Genomic DNA, 20,852 nt, shown 5'->3' with positions numbered 1-20,852 from the left:
AACACCCAAACCTATCCAAAGCGGTCAAACGCCCTGTCGAGATGACTAGCCACCCCGGGTTTCCAATAGCCTTAAACCACCACCAACTAGTTTGAAAACTCCACTCTGGGGTCCCCAAAGTCCCGGCCCATATAATCCGGTGCACAGGGGATCAACTCCGCTGCAGGGATACCTGCGTCAATCAGGTATCGCTCCACCCGGCGGCTTCGCTCCTGTGCCAAGCGCTCAAACTCCTCCCGCAACATGATCGGCGGGTACCGATAGAAATCAGCAAGCCTTCTGCGATTGCCATTCAGCCCCAGTGTAGAGTTCGGGTATAGGGCATTCCAGTCCCTGGCATTGGCGATGCCACAAATACCCGGGCGTGCCTCCGGGTGCTTATGTAATTTGACCACCATCTGCTGCAACTGCGCTAGGGCCAGATTACTCAAGTGCGCACTGCCGGGGGCAAACTCTATAGAATCGAAAGACTTAGCGCGAAAGCGACCCCAGGCCAGCTTGGCCAGAAGGTAAATCCCGTAAGGTGTAAAATAACTGAACAGGGCATCCATGATGGCTTTTTGCAGCACGTCACTGAAGACATAGCTCAATGAAAATTTCGGATCGCGGATATCTCCGGTTACCGGCATACTGAATTTTACATTCCCCTGGCCATCCTTTAGAAGCCACAGAGCCACATTCAGGGGAATCATTCTGGATTTGACCGGCAACTGGTCATCTTCGCGTACACGCCGGATTTTAATTTTCTCCAGTTTTATCTCCGCAAGGGCATTTATCTGGTTGTCATGAATCCGGATATCCATCACTGCATCCATTTGGCCCTGCAATATCTTGTACCCAAGCAGCCTGGCCATATAGGGTGTGGCCGGTATCAGATTGACATTATCGAGATAGCTTGTCAGCTGGGCATCCCATCTGCGCCCACCCAGGTAGTCGACGGTACCACTTAGTTGTAATTCCCCAAATCCACCAGGCCTGCCATTTGCCACCACTATTGAGGGTGGGTGCTCCCCGAGATTGCTGATATCACTGACATTCAGGTTGATATCCCGAATCGGTAAACGCGCCCGGAATTCACCCCGGCGATCCACCCAGGTAAAGGTGCCATGCCTCAGGAAGATATCGCCAATATGATAGAGAAAAGGGGAAGCGGCATTCTTCCTAAGGTGGATTTTATCGCCCTCATCCAGCCCTCGAAGTTCGGAGATCTGCTGCGCGAGGGGGAATTCGCCGTAACTGTTGCGCACAAGGATCAGTCGCGGACGTAAAAAATCGACAGAAGCTATATTCAGCAGTCCGCGGTGGCGATCATAATGCAGGGCCCCGACCTGCAAAGATCTGAAATCCCCGGTCCAGCTGTGGCGATCATAGTCCGGTGTGGTTTTTTCCCTTGGAAAAAAATGAAAATGGATAGCTTCGAGCCAATCAAAGCGCCACTCCCTCTTATTGGCAAGAAACCGGGACAAGTGAATACTCTCTCCTTCCGCCAAAAGCCTGCCCTTGCGGGAAAACAATTGAATTTCATAACCATTCAGCACAGTAATCGACAGTCCATCCCCAGCCCTAAACTGTCCTTCCAGTTCGAGCGTTCCCAATGCAAAACAGTGATTTCCCGTTTTAAAATAACTGTGGAGTATACAACTGGATAGTTGCTGTATATGCAGCTGCTGTGCAGCAATCTGGCCAGAACCAAAGCGCAGCTTAGCGACCAACAGTTTTTCCACCTGTAACAGTTTTGCCGGTAAATCCCTCGGCAAATTCGCCGCACTCAGACGCACGTCATCAACGCGAATATCCGAGAACACGGCACCTCCTCCCTCCGGCAAGCCCAACCGCTCAACCCCGCCCAGACTGAGTGGACCCACCCGATAGCAGGGAGCGAGGTGCGAGTCTCGAAACAATCCGGCTGGCAGACAACCGCTCGCAGCCCCTGCCTGAAGCAGGAATGCCCCTCCCACAGAGAGGTTATCCAATTGAAAACGGGTTATCCGCAGAGGCTCTCTGTCCCTCTGCGCCAAAGAAAGACCCACCAGCTCCAGTGAACCGTCAATCGCAAGCGGTTTGATCAGGGAAAGGGTTTGCGCGCTGGCAATCGTCAACTGATCGAGCCCATAACAGCGTTGAGTATCCCCCGGCCCAGCCCGCTCAAGCAGTTCGACGCTGACCGTTTTGCCGGATTCCGGTGTGCATACACGGGTATTGAATATCCGCAGACCCGTCACAGAGAAGTGAACGCCTCTTTTCCAGATAAAGCGCTGCCAATCCAGTTGCTGCAAGCCCGCCTGCAAGTAGTCACCCTCTTTCTGCCAGAAAGCGATTGGCCGGCTTTTCACTGGCCCCAGAGACACGCGAGCCACACCCGGCTTGAGTCCGATCCGAGTCGGGTCTCCACGAAATTCCAGTTGGGGTGTTTCAATGCAGTCCGCCAGCGGTACCCCGCCCAGTCTTTGGCGCATCAGGGTGTTAAGGCCGCAAAAAAGAATATTGTCAACCTGCAAGTTATAGAGGTCGAGGGTATCGGGGGAAAACGCCATCCGCTCTATGGACAATTTTTCAAATTGCCAGAGCGGCTCTGTCTGGGCCGCGGTTTTTAACTCCGTTTCACCCACTGAAACACCACTGTTTCCAACGGCATTGAGATTCCGGCTCAACAGACAGCGCGGCAGTTTTTTCGGGTAGCGGACCCTGTGTGGCAGGCAGGCAAAAACTGATTCCACCGACCATTTCTCCATTTTCACACTGGAGGTTTCGGCTCCGTTGCGGGACCAGAATAAAGCAAGCACCGGTATCGAGAGTTGTTGAATATCCAAATTTGCTATATCACCCGGCTCCAATAGCTGCAGTTGCGCGAGTTGGGAACCATCCAGGTTCACAGCTACCCGCGCAGGCCCCACCTGCAGATTGAACTTTTCCCCCAGTTGCAATTTTTGTAAAATCACACAGTGGATATTAAGGGGGGACATTCCCTCAGTAGCCGGCAGGCAGGCATTCAGGGCATCCAGGGAGACATTCGGCAGAGCGATATAACTGCTGCCGAGAGGGGGTAAGGTATGGCGTATTCTGGCGCTGGGCAGCGTTAGGCTGGACAAGCGCAAAAGAGACTCGCCCTGCGCCGTGCTTGCCAAGGCGCGCTCAACAGACAACCCTGCAGCGGCGATATCCAGTCCGTCCTGCCAGGCGATCAGCAGCGGGCGTTCCTGGCGCAACTCGCGCAGGTCAAAACAGACCGGCATTCGCTCGGGTGCCGGTGATGCCCGGTAGATGAGCCTCGCCCAGCTGCCCGGCAGGCAACCATCCAACCGCTGCAGGAAATTCCTTTGCAACCTGAAATTGGGCGCATCAATAGAAACCGGGGCTGTCTCTTCGCTCCCAGGCTCCAAGCCTTCGGCTTGGGCATCCAAACGGCCTTTTTCCTTGCCGTAATCTTCCTGGGCTGCCGCCGGTGTACCCGGCACCTGGCCTGCATCCGCCCAGGGGCTCGCTACCGCTGTGCGCCGGTAATACCCCTCGCCAATATCAAGCTTCTGCAGTAAAAGCCCTTTGTTGCCCTCGACCGAATCACTCAACTTCAATCGCTGCAGCTGTAACTGACCAAAAATGGCATAGGCATCTGCCCCGTGTTGCCAGGCGAAATTGCCGCGCCCGTCGAGGTTATTCAACTCAGCGCATAGGGATTGCCAGCCCTTGGGCAGTAAACCTTTCAAAAGACAGCCGGAGAGGGACTGCAGGGTGAAATCCGAAATGGAGAGGGGGGTACCGGCAGCCAGGGTATCAAGACTGTGCCATTTCAATTTTTGCAGTTGTAGCTGCTCCTCCCCCAGACCTTCCAGCCTGAAGTGCGCGAGACTGAGCAAGCCACTGGCAAACCCCCAAGGCACCTTTTTTGCAATCGAGCCAAACCGCACTGCCACGCTTTCGTCACCGAGCAGACCGGCCAGGCGCACGCAGTGATCCGGCCTTTGCCACAGTGCGCCGGCAACACAGCCGTTGGCGTTGTCAATCCGCAGACTGGCTACCGACAGAATGCGACTGACAATATCGAATTCGAGCGGACCGAAAACGGCCTGTTGTACCGTTAACGGGTTATTGCGTGGTCGAACCATATCCAGATAGTGCATCTGCTGCACACGGCTGGGCCCGGTGGTTATCTTGAGGCGGTGGCGCCAGTCAAAGGTGGTAGCTTCAGGCAATTGCAGGGTCTTGGCGCGAAAACAAAAATGATGATTGGTGTTGCGCAAATCCCGGGGGCACCAGTCGAAGTCGGTAGCGCCTGCCTGGCGCCAGTGCAGACGCTTGATCGAGCGATCATAATCGAATGCATTCATGGCGATGGTCCCGGCTCGCCAGTCCTGCCAGCGCTGATCACTGCGCCGTAGCAATATCTCCTCACCGCGCGCACGGTGCCAATGCGCAAACCCTGTAAGGCCAAAGCCGAATTTCAGGTCGCCCTCGGCGGACAGATGGCGCGCAGCCGCACAGTGCCCGATCAGCCGCTGCAAGCCGCTCAAGGCATCGGCCCATTGTTGTGGCGGGCAGCTGGCAAAAAATGCCACTTGGAAAGATTCGGCGGTTGTGCGCAGACTGGGCCAGCGAAAATTTCCGCCATCCAAAGACAGGTGCGCCAGAGTGGTATTGTATTCCGGCGCCCCTTTTATTTTTGCCAGCAACTCGTGCAGTTGGATTTCCGCGGCGTCAATCGTCACTTTGAGAGGCGCCTCTCCCTTGCGCCATAACGCCAAGCGGAAATCCCGTGCGTACATATTGCCAATATGGGCACAGGTCGGCGCCGTCCATGCCGGGCGGTACCGATAGCAGATTTTGCTGTCTTGTACCTTTGCCCTGCCGATAGCCAGATGGAAATCGCGATCCCTGGATTTGCCCCGGCCCAGATTCCAGCCCCCCACCTCCCAGACCTGTTGTAATGCATCCTGGGTGGATTGCAAATCCAGGTAGGCACCGCTGACCGAGGCGTGCGCCAATTGCACACGCCCTCGCAACAGTTGCCACCAACTGTAATCCAACATCACTTCGCGCGCAGAGAACCCCCGCCCTTCGCTGTTGAAGGCGCGCGCACCCACAACGATAACGCGCAAATCCAGCGGGGATACCCGTAGATAATCGGCGTGAAAGTCCAGGCCCCGCTGCACAAGCCACGCAGTGGTCTTATCCCGCACAAGACCCGAAGCCGCAATCGACAGGCCCTCCACCAGCAATAATCCGCCAATCAGCCACCACAGGAGACAGGTAAAAAAGGTGTTTTTTTGAATGGGCTCTGGTGGCATTGAAAAATAGCGCCCCTCAGTCAATAAAGCGCAAGCGGCAACGAGGGCCAAACCCATAAAGTAAAGACCAGCACCTGTGTATTGTTTTACCCTGGCGCTACGATTCACGATAATAGTGTGCTGAGTCGCGCTATGGGTCGCGTTCGGCGCTGTGCTGTCTACTATTTATCCAGAAATGTCGTCGCGCAGCGGGAAATTATAGCTGGCGGGTAATTGTTTGACGGCAAGCACCATGCCATCAAGTTGTCAGCGAGTGAAAATGCAGAAGTACCCGAATTACCAGGATATCGTTCTGGTTGGCGGCGGCCACGCCCACGCCATTGTATTACAGATGTGGGCGATGAATCCGCTGCCAGGCGCACGCCTGACACTGGTTTCCCCTCAGGTCCAAACTGCCTACTCGGGCATGTTGCCGGGTTTGGTGGCGGGCCACTACGCCCTGGACGATACCCATATTGACCTGGCGCGTCTCTGCCGCGCTGCCAGCGCACGTTTTGTGCAGGCATGCGCCCACCAAATTGACCCCGTGTCGCGCAAAGTCTCATTGCTGGGACGCCCGCCGCTGGAGTACGACCTGCTCTCCCTGGATGTCGGTGCGACCCCGGCGCGGGAACTGCCCGGCTCCGAGCTGGCGATGCCCATCAAGCCCATCGGGCACTTTTTCCGTTTCTGGCAAAAGCTGCAGGAGCAGGTGCAGAAAACCCATGCCCCCCTCAAGCTCGGCGTAGTGGGCGGCGGCGCCGGGGGCTGTGAACTGGTCATGGCCATGGCGCATGCGCTGGGGGAACAAGTGCTTTGCGGGCAGGTGGAGATCCACCTGATCCACGCAGGGGACAAAATACCCCAGGACTATCCGGCGCTTGCGCGCAAGTTGACCATGCGCGAGTTAGACAGACTCGGAGTGCATCTGCACCGCCACTGGCCGGTGGCGGAAATTACCGAGCTGGGTGTGCGCAACGACCGCGGGGAATTGCTAGAGCTGGATCGGGTACTGCTCTCCACCAACGCCTGCGCCCCCCCCTGGCTGGCAGACTCCAGGCTGGCACTGGATGAAAAGGGGTTTGTCCTGGTGGACTGCAAGTTGCGCGCCCAGGGGCGCCAGGAGGTCTTCGCCAGCGGCGATGTGGCCAGCTTCTCCGCACAACCGCTGCCGAAGGCCGGTGTATACGCTGTGCGTCAAGGCCCCATCCTGTTCCACAATTTGCGCGCCACGCTTACCGGGCAACCACTGAAGGTCTACCGCCCGCAGAAGCGCTTCCTCAGCCTGCTCTCCTGTGGTGGCAAGCGCGCTATCGCTGTGCGCAACAGTATCGCTGCAGCCGGCGATCTCCTGTGGCGCTGGAAAGACCATATAGACCGCAGTTTTATGCGGCGCTTTAGCGACCTGTCGGTGGCCGCGGAGGAAATGTCGGAAGCGCAACCGCGCGAAGTGCTGACGCAGCGCGCTGGAATTTCATTGTCGGGTATGCGCTGCAATGGCTGCGGGGCGAAAGTGGGTTCCGAAGTCTTGCGCCGGGCCCTGGAAAAACTACCGGTACAACAATCTGACTATTTACTGCGCGGCGTGGGCGACGATGCCGCAGTCCTGGATCTGCCCGCAACACAACTGCTGGTGCAAAGCTCGGACCAACTGCGCGCACCTGTGGCGGATCCCTGGCTATTTGGACGTATCGCAGCCCAACACGCACTGTCGGACCTCTTTGCCATGCACGCCCGCCCGGTGAGTGCGCAGGCCCTGGTGACCCTGCCCACGGCGGCGGCAGAAATTACCCAGCGCGACTTGCAGCAATTACTGGCCGGTGCCATTTTTGAGCTCAACCGCCACAACTGCGCCCTGTCCGGGGGACATACTGCCGAGGGGGCGGAAATGCAGTTGGGGTTCACTGTCAACGGGCTGGCCGAGCGGGATCAGTTATTGGAAAAAAGCGGCGCCCGCGCCGGGGACTGCCTGATTTTGAGCAAACCCTTGGGGGTGGGTACCATTCTCGCCGCCGAGGGCATGGGGGAGGCCCAGGGGCGCTGGCTGCAAAAAGCGCTGGACTGCATGCTGCAAAGCAACGCCGGCGCCGCCGAGATTTTCGCGCAAAACAGCGCCAACGCCCTCACCGATGTCACTGGCTTCGGACTGCTCGGACACCTATTGGAGATGCTCAGTGCAGACGGTCTCAGCGCCTCTCTGATTGCCGAGCGCCTGCCGCTGATTCCTGGAGCCGCGTTCTGTATTGAACGGGGCTGGCTTTCCAGTCTGCAACCGCAAAACGCCAGCGCCTATGCCTTTGTGGAAAATCCACAGGAGTGGCAGTCCCTGCCCCACTGGGCGCTGCTCACAGATCCACAGACTTGCGGTGGCCTGCTCGCTGCGATACCCGAGGGCAGTGCGGAGACCTGTGTCGATGCGCTGCTGCAAAGTGGCTGCGTCCAGGCATCGATTATCGGTGCGATCTCCCACTCAAGCCGGGCGCAATCCCGGGTGCGCCTGTACAGGGATGGAGATTGGCGCCAGCTAACCGCCCGGGACAACGAGGCGGAACAAAGTCAGGTTTGAGTTGCCACCGGCATTGAGACGGGAGATACTGGCGTAAAAATAAACGCTGGCAAGTTAAAGTGACAGCGAAAAGGTCTTCACAGCGTGGGGGAGTCGGCTTTCATAGCAATCGACAGGAAGACCACCCACCATGAAAAACATTGTGATTGTCGGCGGCGGCGCCAGTGGCCTGCAACTGGCCACAAGACTCGGGCACTATTTCAACCCCACCCCCCGGTTGTGGCGACGGCGCAAGCCGCCCCTAGCTTGCGTCACTCTGGTTGATAAAGAGCGTACCCATATCTGGAAACCCCTCCTCCACCAAATCGCGGCTGGCGCGTTGGACGCCAATATGGCTGCTCTCAACTATCAGGTCCACGCCCGCGCCAATGGCTACGAATTCCAACTGGGCAGCTTGCAATCCCTGGACCGCAAACGCCGAACCGTTGAGCTCAGTGCAATACTGGATAACAGAGGCAATCCGCTGGTACCGGCGCGCAAACTGGAATACGACTACCTGGTGCTCTGTATTGGCAGCCTGGGCAATGATTTCAATATCCCCGGCGTGTACGAGCACTGCGTGTTTCTCGACAGTAGCGAGCAGGCGCAAAAATTCCACCAGCAACTGCTGGACCATTTCCTGTGCCTGGAAACCCATGTGGAAGAAAAACTGCAAATTGCCATTGTCGGTGGCGGTGCCACTGGCGTGGAACTCTCCGCAGAACTGGTGGATGCGGGCAGGCAGATGGGACATTACGGCCGCATTCCTGCGGATGCCATCGAGGTCACTGTGATTGAAGCTGGGCCGCACCTGTTGCCCGCCCTGCCCCCGCGGTTGGGCGACAATGCCGAGCGCGAATTGGGCAAACTGGGTGTTCGGGTGCTGACAGGCTGTAGTATTGCCCGTGCCAATGCCACCGGCCTGACCACCCGCGATGGCGAGGAAATTCCTGCAGCCATCCGCGTCTGGGCCGCCGGAGTCAAGGCACCGGAGTTTCTCACCCGGCTGGATGGCCTTGCCACCAACCATCTCAACCAGATACAGGTGAAAACCACACTGCAAACCCAAAGCGATGCGCATATCTTCGCGATGGGCGACTGTGCCAGTTGTATCGATGGCCACGAACAGCGAGTGCCGCCCCGCGCGCAGGCTGCCCAGCAGATGGCAACGCTGGTCGCAGACAACCTCATCGCCCTGGCAGAAGACAAACCCCTGGAGCACTTTTACTACCGCGACCGCGGTTCTCTGGTTTCCCTGAGCAAGTTCACAGCAGTGGGCAACCTGATGGGTGCACTGGTGAAGGGCAGCCTCACCGTAGAGGGGCGCATTGCGGGCTTTGCCTACCGCGCGCTCTACCGAATGCACTTGGCGGCAATACACGGCTGGCCCAAAGCCATGTTGCTTTACCTGGTCGGCCAGGCGAACCGGGCAGTGAGCCCCCATTTAAAGCTGCACTAGTTAGCGCTAAACCCAGACCACTCAACAGGACATTGTTACAGGGATGTACCGCCCAACTCGAACACCGTAAAATTTCCGGGAGTTCCTGACTGCGCCAGCGAGAAACACAAAATGCAGTATCAACGTATTGTGGTATTGACCGGGGCCGGTATTTCCGCAGAGTCGGGCATCCGCACTTTTCGCGGGGCCGATGGCCTGTGGGAAAACCACCGTCTGGAGGACGTGGCAACGCCCGAGGCATTCGCGCGCAACCCACAGCTAGTGCAACGCTTTTACAACGCGCGCCGCAAACAGCTTCTGTCCACACACATTGCCCCCAACGCCGCCCACCACGCACTGGCAGAACTGGAAAGGAGGTTTGGGGGTGAATTTTTACTGGTTACGCAAAATATAGATGACCTGCACGAGCGGGCCGGCAGCCATCACTTGATTCATATGCACGGGGAGCTGCGTAAAGCACGCTGCAGTACCAGCGGCGCGCTGTTTTCCATCGACGGCGATCTGAAGACAACAGATAATTGTCGCTGCTGTAACCGCAGTGGCACCCTGCGTCCCCATGTCGTCTGGTTTGGGGAAATGCCCCTGCAAATGGACACCATCTACGACGCCCTGAGCCGCTGCGACCTGTTTATCAGTATCGGCACCTCGGGCAATGTCTATCCCGCAGCCGGTTTCGTGGAATGCGCGAACCAGGCGGGCGCGCACAGCGTGGAGCTCAATCTTGAGCGCAGCAATGTGGGAGACACCTTTGCCGAACACCGCCAGGGGCCCGCATCAAAAGTTGTCGACACCTATGTGCACGAACTGCTGGGTTAGATCCCGACCAGGATTTCTTGCCCGTTGCATCGCTCTCCGGCTCATCAGCGAGCACCCTGCCCTTCTCGGCGCCGTTACACTGTAGCAGGGTGATCACTTTCCCCGCAGACGCGGATAACAATACAGAGATGATCGCACCCATTCGCCGCCCCGATCGGTTCGCCCTGTTCACCACCGAGCAGCGCTAACCCGGATTTTGCACTACTTCAGATACAAAAGCGGCGGAAAGCCTTATCATTGCTGGGGTTAAAAAAGTCCAATAAGAACTTCCGTAGTGCCAAAATGCTACCAGCCTGAACTCAGTTTTTCATCTCTTGCCGCCGCAAAATTACCGCAGATTTCACTGGCGGCAATTTGACCTCCAATGCCGGCCTGCTACTCCTGAGAGAACGCGACCGCCGCCTGGGCTTGGCTCGCTCCGTCGCGGGTGTTGTCCATGATCCGCGAGATTCTGCCCGGGTTGAATACAGCACGGAACAACTGGTGCAACAGAGACTGCTGGCAATTGCTGCTGACTTTGAAGATCTGAACAATCACGACCAGTTAAGCTTCGATTCCGCGTTCTAGGCCGGTTGCCAAGGCCAGAAAACACTCGCAAGCACCGCTATCCTGTGTCGCTTTGAGCAGCAGCATCGCTCCGTAGCGGCCAACTTGCACAAGGTTGGTGCTCTTTGACCAGTTCGTGGCTCGCCATAAGAAACCGCCCAATCGCCTGACCAAAATTGCCGCTGTGGTCATCAAGAACACACGCCGCCTGCGCTTTCTGTTACCAACAGTGATGCCGGACAGAGAAATCTTCTGCGCTCTGGTATCCCGTCTGGTGCCGACGTAGTCCGAAATTGTGCTATTTCTGACACAGAAAACAATGGGGTAAGGAGTATTTGTACCCGAAAAAACTGGACCGACTTAAACTTGATCAAAGAATGCAAATGACAACTAGTCTTCACGCTGCTCAAGCGGTACACTGGCTATCAAAATAATATTCTGGCCAGGCCAGCTTGTTGATGCAAAATCCTGATTGAAAATTATAATCACCAGCAGCCCGGTTATCAAGCTCTCCTACAGAGGATTTTCATCTCATTAGTTCGTATCCATGCTGGGCGCATACAAATTTAGGCAAGGAACACCGTAAACTGCGCCCATGTTAAAAGCGCTATATGCATCTACACTTAATCAAGTTAAGAGTAATAAAGATGTATACTTTCAAAGAATATTTAATATATGAAGTTTTGAAACCAAAAAATAAATTTTCCTGGACAAAAGTCATAAAAAGAATACAAACAAACAGGGAAGCCAATTATATTTTTTGGTATCGTGCAGCGTATGTTTTATATCGAAAAAATAATTTTTTAGCAAAAAAATTATCAAAAAGAATAAACAAGAAAATAAGATTTAAGTATTGCTGTGATCTTCATAGAGAAAGCAATATAGATATTGGGTTTCGTATTGGTCATTTGTCTGGAATAGTTATCAACCCCAAGACAAAGATTGGCAAGAATTGTACAATTCGACAAAACACAACAATAGGAACGATAAAAGATGAAAACTCAGAAGGTGTTGTAATCGGTGATAATGTAAACATTGGAGCAAATAGCTGCATCATTGGTGATGGCATACGCATTGGTGATAATGTCACATTAGGAGCAATGAGCTTCGTAAATAAGGATATAGAATCAAATACAACTTACATTACAAAAAGAGAATCAATAAAAAAACAAAAACAGATAGCACGTGCATAACAAAAAACTCTAGCGGATTCCTTCAGCACTTTAGCAAAGCCACGGATGAGCAGGTTCGATTTGTTGTGGATCGATTGAACAGCAGGCCATAAGCAAGCAGAGGCGATCAATCGCGAAATACGTTATTCTTGGGACAGCAAAATGCTTTGCTCGCTGCATAAGAAAATTGTCGTTATTGCTGAAAGCCAGGCCAGAGTCAAGCACCCAGGAAAAGCGGTTTTATATCAGCAAAGATCGCGGTGGCTGTCAGGCATTCCGTGCTCAGTGAATGATACAGTCGCTCTATTTTTAGAGCGCACAGTCAACCCATGCACCGCTGGTGACGATACGTTCCAGCAACACCTTCCGCAGGATTTTCAATTTAGCGATTGATACTGAAAAGGGGAAATTCTGTTGTTGGCAATACAATTAAATATACTGTAGCTGATGGTTCGCTTGTTGAGATTTAGCACTGCTTTTTAAGGCTCTCCCTTTTAAAAAACTATGCAGGTCATTGAGATGATTTCTTTAGGTTCCTATTTATCATTACACAGTCAACTTCAATAATTGAATGTCCGCCATTTTCTTTGGATACAGGAAACAAGCCTGAAACTTCAAATCCATGTTTGCGATAAATATTCAAGCTTTCTGTGATGTCAGGCATGTTTTTGTAAATTTTCTTCAGGGCCATTTCAGATTGAAAGGTGGAGATATTTTTAATATTTTCTTCCCCACCCACAAAGACCTCGATATCAAATCCCTGAGTATCTAATTTTAAATGGATTTTGGGTTGTATGGACCCGCTGAAGGTTTCTTCGATAAATTTGTCCAGGGTTGATAGTTTGACTATTTCTGAGCTGCCAGTTTTTCCTCTTTCTTTAAGATAGTAGTCGCTGTACTCATGAAACGAGGAGAAGACATTATCAATATTGATCCTTAGCTCTCCACTTTCTCTTCCCAGGGCATAATTATAGGAAAACCAACTTTTGTCATCTTTGCTCGCTTCAGTTAGTTCTTTATAGTACATTCTGACGGGCTCAAATGAGTGTATTTTCCCTTTAAAACCAATGGAGCGTAGCAATTTTCCATACTGCCCCCTGTTTGCGCCAACATCCAGAACAGTATCAATTTGAAAATCGGAGAAAATTTTTTGCAGATGCCATTGTATTTTTAGAGTCTTCCCTTTTTTTACTATGTCATAGCCAAATAAATTGGCTATAGGTCTAAACAAATTCATAGTTCAATGGCATTTGGTTAAGGCTTAGCAGTTCTGACTTACCCCGTAACCTGCTGAAAAATATGAAGAAAGTTGGCCAAAAATGGTAATATGTTTTTTAACAATGAACACATCAACCAATTCTAGAACCAATCATCATGGACAACCCTAACCTCATCGTGAAACAGAGACAACCGTGTATTGAACGCCAAACCCAAGCAATGGATGTCAATTGAGTTTACAAACTACTGCAAAGCCAGAAGTTGAAGGGTATTGTCGAGGATCATCTTCCGGAATATCGGCAATGGCCATACCCACTAACCTTGACCTTGCCAATGGTTCCAGGGCAGGTAATGGGCGCAGTTATGATCACCGCTAGCTCGGCGAGCAGGCTCTCTCTAGAAGGGGGGCTTTCACCGCATTGGCTCATACCCATGCTGGGCATACATATGACATATCCATGACCGCTTCTGGCGGCCATGAATTTAATCAAATCTGGAGAAGTCCGCAGGCCGTTTTTCCATAAAGGCGGTTGCAGCCTCTTTAAATTCCTCGGAAGCCAGGCGCTCCTTGAAGTGGCGGCCCTCATTCTGGATAAATTCCAGGCCTTTTTCCTCGGTGGCTTGGCGCAGTAGTTGCTTGGTCAAACGCACTGCCGCCGGCGCCTTCGCTGCCAGTTCAGCAGCGGCTTCGCGGGCGCGCACAATTGCCTGTTCGGGCTCTACCGCAGCGTTACAAATACCAATGTCCACCGCGTCCTCTGCCGAGAATTTCTTGCCGAGCAGCAGCAGTTCCGAGGCCCTGGCATGGCCTGCGATACGGGGCAACAGGTAACTGGAACCGTACTCCGGACACAATCCCAGGTTCACAAAAGGCATCTGGAACATGGCGTCGTGTCCGGCGAAAGATAAATCACAGTGCAACAGCATAGTGGTGCCGATCCCCACTGCCGGGCCGTTTATCGCTGCAACAACCGGCTTGGGAAAATTGTACAGCGCGCCCATAAACTGATAAACCGGAGACGCTTCCCCCTCTGCAGAGCCCCCGAGGAAATCCATCAGGTCATTGCCACTGGTGAAGTTGCCCCCGGCACCGGTGATGATAACCACACGAATATCTCTGTTGTCGGCCGCACGGTTAAGCAACTCCGCCATGGCGGCATACATGGCCGTAGTCAGGGCATTCTTGCGCTTCGGACGATTGAGGGTGATTTCCAGTATATGATCGCTGACCTGAGCCTGAATTTCCTCACATGCGCTTTGCATATTGTTCTCCGGGTTTGGAATCCATTGGGGCTGGCTGGCAGCCTTTCAGACTGGCCTGGTACAAAGCTGTTTACGCCAACAACCCCTCTTTTTGGCGCTATGCCGGGCCAATAACGGCGAGCCACCTGTTCAGGGGATTCATATTACCGGCTGCGCCCGCGTAAGCGAGTTCATAAACAACCACATTCGTTGACGGGAAGAACCCGGCAACCACTGGCCGCCGGGTAACTTGGCTGGCACCTGGAAAATCGCTGCCATTAAGACCTCAGCGCAGAATCCCTTCGCAGAGGCTGGCACATGCAGTGGACACCGCCTCCACCGGGGGTAATCATGGAGATATCCGGATCGATCACCTGGAGGCCGTGGGCGCGGCACTTGTCAGCCAGACCGGTATTGGCCCTGGGCAGCATCACCCGGTCATTGCCTAGGGCCACCACATTGACCCCCAGCTCCAGCACTTGCGGGAAAGGAATATCGATAATTTCAATATTGCGGCTTTTGAACCATTGCACCAACTCCGGCTCTACCGCATCGACACAGACAGCCGCCAGCTTTTCCGCCAGCATCGCCACCATCACGTCGATATGCAGGAAGAAGGGATCAAACTGGTAACCCTTCACTTCCCAACCCTCTTTTTCCACCCAGCCCTGCATTTGTTGAAAGCCCAGGGGGCTGGTGCGCTCGCCGGAGTATCCGCACAGGATCACGCCCGGTTCCAGCACCATAAAATCACCGCCCTCAAGGGAGCCTGCGGTAATCACATCGTAGATGGGGATATCCAGTTCGGCATACTGCTTGACGATGGGAACCCACTCACCGCGGCGCCAGGGACTGTACATCTGTGTCACGATAGGACCCCAGGGAGTCATCACTGAAGAATCGCGCCCATAGATCTGGTAGGGCAGGCTGCTATCAGCCGGGATCAGGTGGGTGTTCACCCCCGCATGACGATAAGCATCCAGCATCTCTGCATGTTGAGCTTTTGCCACCTTGTGATCGAACTGCATGCCCAATCGCGCGGCGCGGCGGGCACTGGCATTGCCGGTGCGCCAGCTGAAGTTATCCACAGGCCCGATAAGAACATCACGCAGCACACCGTATTCGGAATCCATGCCCCAGTGGGTAAGCGCAGTGGTACCGCCGTTATCCTTGCGGTATTTCAGGGTAAATTCACGCATCTGGTCCATCCAACTATCTTATGGCGGGCCACTGACAGCAGGTGCCAGAAACCCTTTCTCTTGCTTCAATTTTTTCCCAGCTCAGGCCAGCTCAGCACTTGCGAGCATCGCCTGCAACAATACATTGCAGCCAGCTTCAAGGTGCCCTGGCTCTGCGGACTCAGCCTCATTGTGAGAAAGCCCCCCGGCACAGGGGACAAAAATCATGGAGACCGGAGCAACTCTGGAAACATAGACTGCGTCGTGGCCGGCACCGGAAACCATGCGGCGATGGCTGTAACCCAAACGTTCTACCGCACTGTGTACCGCTTCAATACAGCCCTTATCAAAGGCCACTGGTGGTGAGTACCACTCTTCACGCACATCGATGGTGACGCCAGTGGCTTCCTGGACCTGCTCCGCCAGCCGGTAAAGGGTACGGTGCAGATGCGCCAAGCCCTCCGTCGTGGGATGGCGCAAGTCCAGAGCCAGTACCACCGTTTCCGGCACAGTATTGCGGCTGCCCGGCTCGGCACGCAGATCGCCGCAAGTGATTCTGGCATCCTCAGAGTAAGCCTTCACTTCGGCATATAGCTTCTCACAAAGCCCGGCCAGAGCCTGTACCGGATCGCGGCGATCCTCCATGGGCGTGGGACCGGCATGACAGGGCGTGCCGGAGAAGGTGACATCGTACCAGCGGATACCCTGTACCCCGGTCACCACTCCAATCACCTGATTCTGCTTTTCCAGAACCGGTCCCTGCTCGATATGGGCCTCAAAAGCCGCCTTGATCGGGCCGGGCTGGGCCGGCTCTGATCCCAGGTAACCGATACGCGCCAATTCCTGCCCGATATTTTTGTCGGCTTTGTCTTTACGGCTGTGGCCGTACTCAAGGCTGAATTCCCCTGCCCATACCCCGGAGCCCACCATTGCCGGGGAAAAACGTGCCCCTTCCTCATTGGTCCACACTACCAATTCCAACGGCGCCCTGGTCCTGATCCCTCTTTCCTCCAGGGTACGCAGCACCTCCAAACCCGCCAGCACGCCATACACACCATCGAACTTACCACCGGTAGGCTGGGTATCCAGGTGTGACCCTGTCATGACTGCGGGCAGGTTGTTGTCGACCCCGGGGCGTCGGGCAAAGAGATTACCCATACGATCCACACGGATCTCACAACCGATCTCCCGGCACCAGCGCACAAACAGGTCGCGCCCCTCGCGATCCTCATCGGTGAGTGCCTGGCGGTTGCAACCCCCGGCCGGAGTCGCGCCAATTTCAGCCATTGCCATCAGACTGCGCCACAGACGATTACCATCAACGCGCAGTTGTTGTACGGGGTTTTCCATGTAAAGAACTCCGAACTGAGTATTGCGCAATATACTAATCAATCTGCCGAAATTTTTGTTTTGATCCGGACTGATGAAAGAGCGCATTATTTCGTGATTGATCAAAACCTGACCAGGAAGCAATCCACATGCCCCTTACCTATAGCACTTACCTTAAGATAGATGCACTTTTGCAGTGCCAAAATCCGCTTTCAGAGGGCCCGGAACACGACGAGTTGCTGTTTATTGTGATTCACCAAAGCTATGAGCTTTGGTTCAAACAAATGCTCCATGAACTGGATTACCTGATGCGTCTGTTCAATACCGGTGAGCGCAACCGCGCCCTGCATACCCTCAAGCGGGTGGATACCATTTACCGCACCCTGATCCAGCAGGTGGATATCCTCGAGACTCTGACCCCACTCGAATTCCTCTCATTTCGGGACCGCCTATCCAACGCCAGCGGTTTCCAGTCTTTTCAGTTCCGTGAACTGGAGTTCCTGTATGGCGCCAAGGACCCAAAGAAGCTGGAAAACTATGCACCGGGTTGCGAACACTACCGCCGGCTACAATTACGCCTGGCGTCCCCGACGCTCTGGGATACTTTCCTAAGATTCCTGGTTCATGAGGGACATCAAGTACCAAAAAGTGTGCTGGAAAGGGATGTCAGCCAGGTTGCGGAACCTTCTCCAACGGTGCAGAAAATACTGATTGATATCTACCGCAATGACCCCCTGGTAAGCGAGATCTGCGAGGCTCTGGTGGATATCGACACCTCCCTGCAGCAGTGGCGCTACCGCCATGTGAAGATGGTGGAGCGCACCATTGGCAACAAAAGCGGTACCGGAGGCTCCAGTGGCGTTGGCTATCTGCAGGGTACCCTGTTCAAGACGGTGTTTCCCGATTTGTGGGCTATCCGTTCGGAATTCTGACCGCCATAGCGGCCAGAACCGGGGATCGGTCCGCTTGGGCTAAAATAGGCAGGGACTGCCAAACCCTCCGGAATACCGACCAAAAGGGATGTATTTGCAGGAAAAGCCGACCCTTATCATGGGTCGGCACTACTGTGAGACACAAAAAAACCAGCGGATCGCTGGCTTTTCTGACTCAGTGCAAAGCGCACTTATTCATCGGAAGGGACCAGGGACACCTGTATGCCCGGGTTTACCTCCTTGGCTGCATCCGCGATCTGCACGTAGGTATCCGCACTGGACTTGTTGTGCGCACGCACAATCACAATGGCCTGGGGGTTCTCGGCGTACAACTGGGCAATACGGGCGCGCACGGCACGGGTATCAATACGGCTGCCGCCCAAGGTGATCTCGTCATTGGCATCCACCATCAGCAGGATGTTCTTATTCTCATCATCAGATTTCTGATTGGTCTCATTCGGATCCGGCACATTGACATCCAACACCTTCTCTTTCACAAAGGATGCCGTCACAATAAAGAAGATCAGCATGATAAATACAACGTCCAGCATGGGCGTCAGGTCGATATCCGCCTTTTCTTCTTCTACCGCCTTTCCGCGTCTTCTACTCATAAAACACCGTGCAGTTATCAAATACCAAGGGCGCCGGCTTAACCGGTCTGATCAGGAGGGCAAGATTGCCGCGAATTGGCAAGCATTGCAAGCACAACCTATTACCCAGAGAAATAACTATTTTAAATCAATGGGTTATAAAAGAAAACTACACTATTAGGTTGTTTTTTGAGCAAAAGATCCGACTAGCGTTCACTCAAGTAATGCTGGTAATCCGGTACCTCCCGGTCAAAGGACTGCTCCATCAGGGCAGACTGCACCATCATATCGGCACTGCTCGAATTACAGGCCACGGGAATATTCCAGGCCGCTGCAATGCGCAACAGCGCCTTGACATCCGGATCGTGGGGCATGGGCTCAAAGGGGTCCCAGAAGAAGACAAGAAAGTCCACTTTCCCTTCACTGATCCGCGCCCCCAATTGCTGGTCACCGCCAAGGGGGCCGCTCAGCAGCTTCTCGACCTTCAGACCGGTAGCGGCCTCTATTTTGCCGCCCGTGGTTCCTGTGGCCAAAAGGTAATGCTTTTGCAGCGATGTGCGATGGCGAGTGCACCATTGGGTCATCGCACTCTTGCGATGATCGTGGGCAACCAGAGCGACGCGCTTACTGGCCGGTAGGGGTTTAGTAATAAATTCCATCTGATCCTCAACGCTGGGAGCAGTCCCCAGCAGCCCTATAGTATTCCAATTTCTCCAACCTGTGCGCCTTAACCCAGGCCAGGGCGCATTCACAGTCACCTTTCTGACTATTTACCCCACAACAACCTTGATCGCCGGGTCACCAGCTGTGATGCAAAGCCCTGCAGCTATCATTCTTGCACACAGTCGGAGCTACCCATTTGCCAATGCAGCATTGCTACTCAAAGGCGCTCCCGTGAATCCTCGCCCCCAGACCGGTTCGCCTACAAAGAACGGAATCTCGCCGTGAAATGCCGCAAAACCGGAGGTTCGTATTCAAATTCCAGGCCCTTTAACCTGTGGGCCCGCTCTTGCAGTTCAATAATGGCTTCTGCGATATAGTCCATATGATCATTGGTATAAACCCGACGTGGAATCGTCAGGCGCATCAGTTCCAGTTCTGCCTGCTTTTGCTCCCCGGTTTGCGGGTCTCGCCCCAGCAGCAGCGATCCGATCTCCACTGCACGAATGCCCGCCTCCAGATACAGCGCATTGGCTAATACCTGCGCGGGAAATTGTTCCGGCGGGATCTGCGGCAACATTTTGGCGGCATCTACAAAAACCGCATGGCCACCGGTAGGGTATTGAATGGGTACCCCCCCTTCCCGCAGCCGTTCTCCCAGATAGGCTACCTGGCCAATACGGTAATGCAGAAAATGTTCATCTGCAGCCTCGTAAAGCCCCCGCGCCAACGCCTCCATGTCGCGCCCGGCCATGCCGCCATAGGTCACAAAGCCCTCCATGGGCACACACCGGGTACGCACTGCCTGGAAAAGCTCTTCATGATCGCGAATGCAACAGAGACCCCCGATATTCACCATAGGGTCTTTCTTCGCCGACATGGTCAGCATATCGCCGTAGCGGTACATTTCGCGAATGATCTCAAAGATCGATTTGTCCCGGTAATCCGCTTCTCGCTGTTTGATAAAGTAGGCATTCTCGCAATACCGCGCTGAATCGATCACCACCGGGATATCGTATCCGGTAGCGATCTCGTAAACCGCACGCATATTCGCCATGGAAACCGGCTGACCGCCAGCGCTGTTGCAGGTCACCGTGGTAATGATTGCACAAATATTTTGAGGCCCGTGTGCCTCAATGGTATTCACCAGTTTGTGTAAATCAAAGTTACCTTTCCAGTCGTAAGCGGTCGTGGTATCAAATGCGCGTTCGTCCACCACATTGACCGCTTTGCCACCATTTAACTCAATATGACCGGCGGTGGTGTCAAAATGATAGTTTGAGACAAATACCGGCGTGGTGCCGCCGCGGACCTGACGCATGCGCTCGATCAGGGCCGGGAACAGGATCTGCTCCGCTCCCCGGCCCTGGTGTGCGGGAACGGTTAACTGATAGCCAAAAAAATGCTCAACGGCCTTGCAAAGATTGTAATAGTTGCGGCTGCCCGCATAGGATTCATCCCCCAGCATCAACCCAGCCCACTGGTTATCACTCATGGCGCCTGTGCCAGAGTCGGTGAGCAAGTCAATATAGACATCATCGCTGCGCAGCAGGAAGGGGTTCAGGCCCGCTTTCACCAAGGCTTCTTCACGATCTGCCCGCGTTGTCATTTTGATTGGCTCAACCATCTTGATGCGAAATGGTTCAGGAATTCGCTTCATCGTTTTTTTCCTTGTAAATCCATCCAGTGCCCATGGCATCAGAGCTACCACTAGCACTGCCTATTGTTACAGGAATTCCAGTGTACAGTCGAAGAAAGGAAGTGGCCATGGCGATACGTCCGGGATTACCTGTACATAAAAAGAGGATGCTCCCTCGTGGTATCACGTACCCGCGACCCTCACGGACATGACAATACCGCCTTGAACTTCTTCAGGCGGACACGCTGGCAATGTCTTTACCCAA

At 54.2% G+C, this 20,852-nt stretch carries 15 protein-coding genes; 7 read left to right on the top strand and 8 right to left on the bottom strand.

The window, feature by feature from the left end:
• Positions 1-86 precede the first annotated feature (86 nt).
• Positions 87-5,282 carry a DUF748 domain-containing protein gene (locus ACL7TT_RS01950; protein ID WP_413392725.1) on the bottom strand — a complete coding sequence of 1,732 codons (5,196 nt, stop codon included), beginning with the start codon at positions 5,280-5,282 and terminating at the stop codon, positions 87-89.
• A 259-nt stretch (positions 5,283-5,541) separates the two neighbouring features.
• On the opposite strand from ACL7TT_RS01950, the gene selD reads away from it, so the two are divergent.
• The 6 genes from selD (at position 5,542) to ACL7TT_RS01920 (ending at position 11,820) form a co-directional block, all read left to right on the top strand.
• Complete coding sequence (gene selD, locus ACL7TT_RS01945; protein WP_413392723.1) at positions 5,542-7,827, top strand: selenide, water dikinase SelD; 2,286 nt, start codon at positions 5,542-5,544, stop codon at positions 7,825-7,827.
• A 130-nt stretch (positions 7,828-7,957) separates the two neighbouring features.
• Positions 7,958-9,265 carry an NAD(P)/FAD-dependent oxidoreductase gene (locus ACL7TT_RS01940; protein WP_413392721.1) on the top strand — a complete coding sequence of 436 codons (1,308 nt, stop codon included), beginning with the start codon at positions 7,958-7,960 and terminating at the stop codon, positions 9,263-9,265.
• Between the two features lie 111 nt (positions 9,266-9,376).
• Entirely contained in the window at positions 9,377-10,081 is a 705-nt protein-coding gene (cobB, locus tag ACL7TT_RS01935) for a Sir2 family NAD+-dependent deacetylase (protein ID WP_413392719.1), read from the top strand.
• A 17-nt stretch (positions 10,082-10,098) separates the two neighbouring features.
• Complete coding sequence (locus ACL7TT_RS01930; RefSeq protein ID WP_413392717.1) at positions 10,099-10,269, top strand: hypothetical protein; 171 nt, start codon at positions 10,099-10,101, stop codon at positions 10,267-10,269.
• Between the two features lie 121 nt (positions 10,270-10,390).
• The gene (locus ACL7TT_RS01925; protein ID WP_413392882.1) at positions 10,391-10,648 is read left to right on the top strand and encodes a transposase; all 258 of its coding nucleotides are present in this window, start codon (positions 10,391-10,393) and stop codon (positions 10,646-10,648) included.
• Positions 10,649-11,274: 626 nt separating this feature from the next.
• Positions 11,275-11,820, top strand: coding sequence for a serine acetyltransferase (locus ACL7TT_RS01920; protein WP_413392716.1), 546 nt, complete (start codon positions 11,275-11,277; stop codon positions 11,818-11,820).
• Positions 11,821-12,310: 490 nt separating this feature from the next.
• On the opposite strand, the gene ACL7TT_RS01915 is transcribed toward ACL7TT_RS01920, so the two are convergent.
• The 4 genes from ACL7TT_RS01915 to ACL7TT_RS01900 form a co-directional block, all read right to left on the bottom strand.
• A complete protein-coding gene (locus ACL7TT_RS01915; RefSeq protein ID WP_413392714.1) occupies positions 12,311-13,030 on the bottom strand; it encodes an FkbM family methyltransferase in 720 nt (239 codons plus the stop codon).
• A 470-nt stretch (positions 13,031-13,500) separates the two neighbouring features.
• Positions 13,501-14,280: an enoyl-CoA hydratase gene (locus tag ACL7TT_RS01910; RefSeq protein ID WP_413392712.1), complete on the bottom strand. Its 780-nt coding sequence runs from the start codon at positions 14,278-14,280 to the stop codon at positions 13,501-13,503.
• A 257-nt stretch (positions 14,281-14,537) separates the two neighbouring features.
• Positions 14,538-15,458 (bottom strand): dimethylarginine dimethylaminohydrolase family protein, encoded by a 921-nt coding sequence (locus ACL7TT_RS01905; RefSeq protein ID WP_413392710.1) that lies wholly within the window; start codon positions 15,456-15,458, stop codon positions 14,538-14,540.
• Between the two features lie 81 nt (positions 15,459-15,539).
• Positions 15,540-16,787: a Zn-dependent hydrolase gene (locus ACL7TT_RS01900; protein ID WP_413392708.1), complete on the bottom strand. Its 1,248-nt coding sequence runs from the start codon at positions 16,785-16,787 to the stop codon at positions 15,540-15,542.
• Between the two features lie 128 nt (positions 16,788-16,915).
• Here ACL7TT_RS01900 and ACL7TT_RS01895 point away from each other — a divergent pair, with 128 nt between their 5' ends.
• Positions 16,916-17,698, top strand: a complete 783-nt coding sequence (locus tag ACL7TT_RS01895) for a tryptophan 2,3-dioxygenase (RefSeq protein ID WP_299941215.1) — start codon at positions 16,916-16,918, stop codon at positions 17,696-17,698.
• A 191-nt stretch (positions 17,699-17,889) separates the two neighbouring features.
• Here the strand turns inward: ACL7TT_RS01895 and ACL7TT_RS01890 are convergent, their stop codons facing one another.
• The 3 genes from ACL7TT_RS01890 to ACL7TT_RS01880 all read right to left on the bottom strand — a co-directional run bounded on the left by ACL7TT_RS01890 (position 17,890) and on the right by ACL7TT_RS01880 (position 20,608).
• On the bottom strand, positions 17,890-18,309 hold the full coding sequence (locus ACL7TT_RS01890) for an ExbD/TolR family protein (protein WP_413392705.1): 420 nt from the start codon (positions 18,307-18,309) through the stop codon (positions 17,890-17,892).
• A 185-nt stretch (positions 18,310-18,494) separates the two neighbouring features.
• Positions 18,495-18,947 (bottom strand): methylglyoxal synthase, encoded by a 453-nt coding sequence (locus tag ACL7TT_RS01885; protein WP_413392703.1) that lies wholly within the window; start codon positions 18,945-18,947, stop codon positions 18,495-18,497.
• 263 nt (positions 18,948-19,210) lie between these two features.
• Positions 19,211-20,608, bottom strand: a complete 1,398-nt coding sequence (locus tag ACL7TT_RS01880; protein ID WP_413392701.1) for a tryptophanase — start codon at positions 20,606-20,608, stop codon at positions 19,211-19,213.
• Between the last annotated feature and the right edge of the window lie 244 nt (positions 20,609-20,852).

Origin of the sequence: Microbulbifer jejuensis, assembly GCF_047289955.1 — a bacterium.
GTDB lineage: Bacteria > Pseudomonadota > Gammaproteobacteria > Pseudomonadales > Cellvibrionaceae > Microbulbifer.
Note: the sequence above shows the minus strand (reverse complement) of the source record. Positions and strands in the feature narration are given on the sequence as shown.

Coding starts and splice junctions, on each gene's coding strand:
- ACL7TT_RS01950 (WP_413392725.1), bottom strand. CDS start 5,282: ATGCCACCAGAGCCCATTCAAAAAAACACCTTTTTTACCTGTCTCCTG.
- selD (WP_413392723.1), top strand. CDS start 5,542: ATGCAGAAGTACCCGAATTACCAGGATATCGTTCTGGTTGGCGGCGGC.
- ACL7TT_RS01940 (WP_413392721.1), top strand. CDS start 7,958: ATGAAAAACATTGTGATTGTCGGCGGCGGCGCCAGTGGCCTGCAACTG.
- cobB (WP_413392719.1), top strand. CDS start 9,377: ATGCAGTATCAACGTATTGTGGTATTGACCGGGGCCGGTATTTCCGCA.
- ACL7TT_RS01920 (WP_413392716.1), top strand. CDS start 11,275: ATGTATACTTTCAAAGAATATTTAATATATGAAGTTTTGAAACCAAAA.
- ACL7TT_RS01910 (WP_413392712.1), bottom strand. CDS start 14,280: ATGCAAAGCGCATGTGAGGAAATTCAGGCTCAGGTCAGCGATCATATA.
- ACL7TT_RS01905 (WP_413392710.1), bottom strand. CDS start 15,458: ATGCGTGAATTTACCCTGAAATACCGCAAGGATAACGGCGGTACCACT.
- ACL7TT_RS01900 (WP_413392708.1), bottom strand. CDS start 16,787: ATGGAAAACCCCGTACAACAACTGCGCGTTGATGGTAATCGTCTGTGG.
- ACL7TT_RS01895 (WP_299941215.1), top strand. CDS start 16,916: ATGCCCCTTACCTATAGCACTTACCTTAAGATAGATGCACTTTTGCAG.
- ACL7TT_RS01890 (WP_413392705.1), bottom strand. CDS start 18,309: ATGAGTAGAAGACGCGGAAAGGCGGTAGAAGAAGAAAAGGCGGATATC.
- ACL7TT_RS01885 (WP_413392703.1), bottom strand. CDS start 18,947: ATGGAATTTATTACTAAACCCCTACCGGCCAGTAAGCGCGTCGCTCTG.
- ACL7TT_RS01880 (WP_413392701.1), bottom strand. CDS start 20,608: ATGAAGCGAATTCCTGAACCATTTCGCATCAAGATGGTTGAGCCAATC.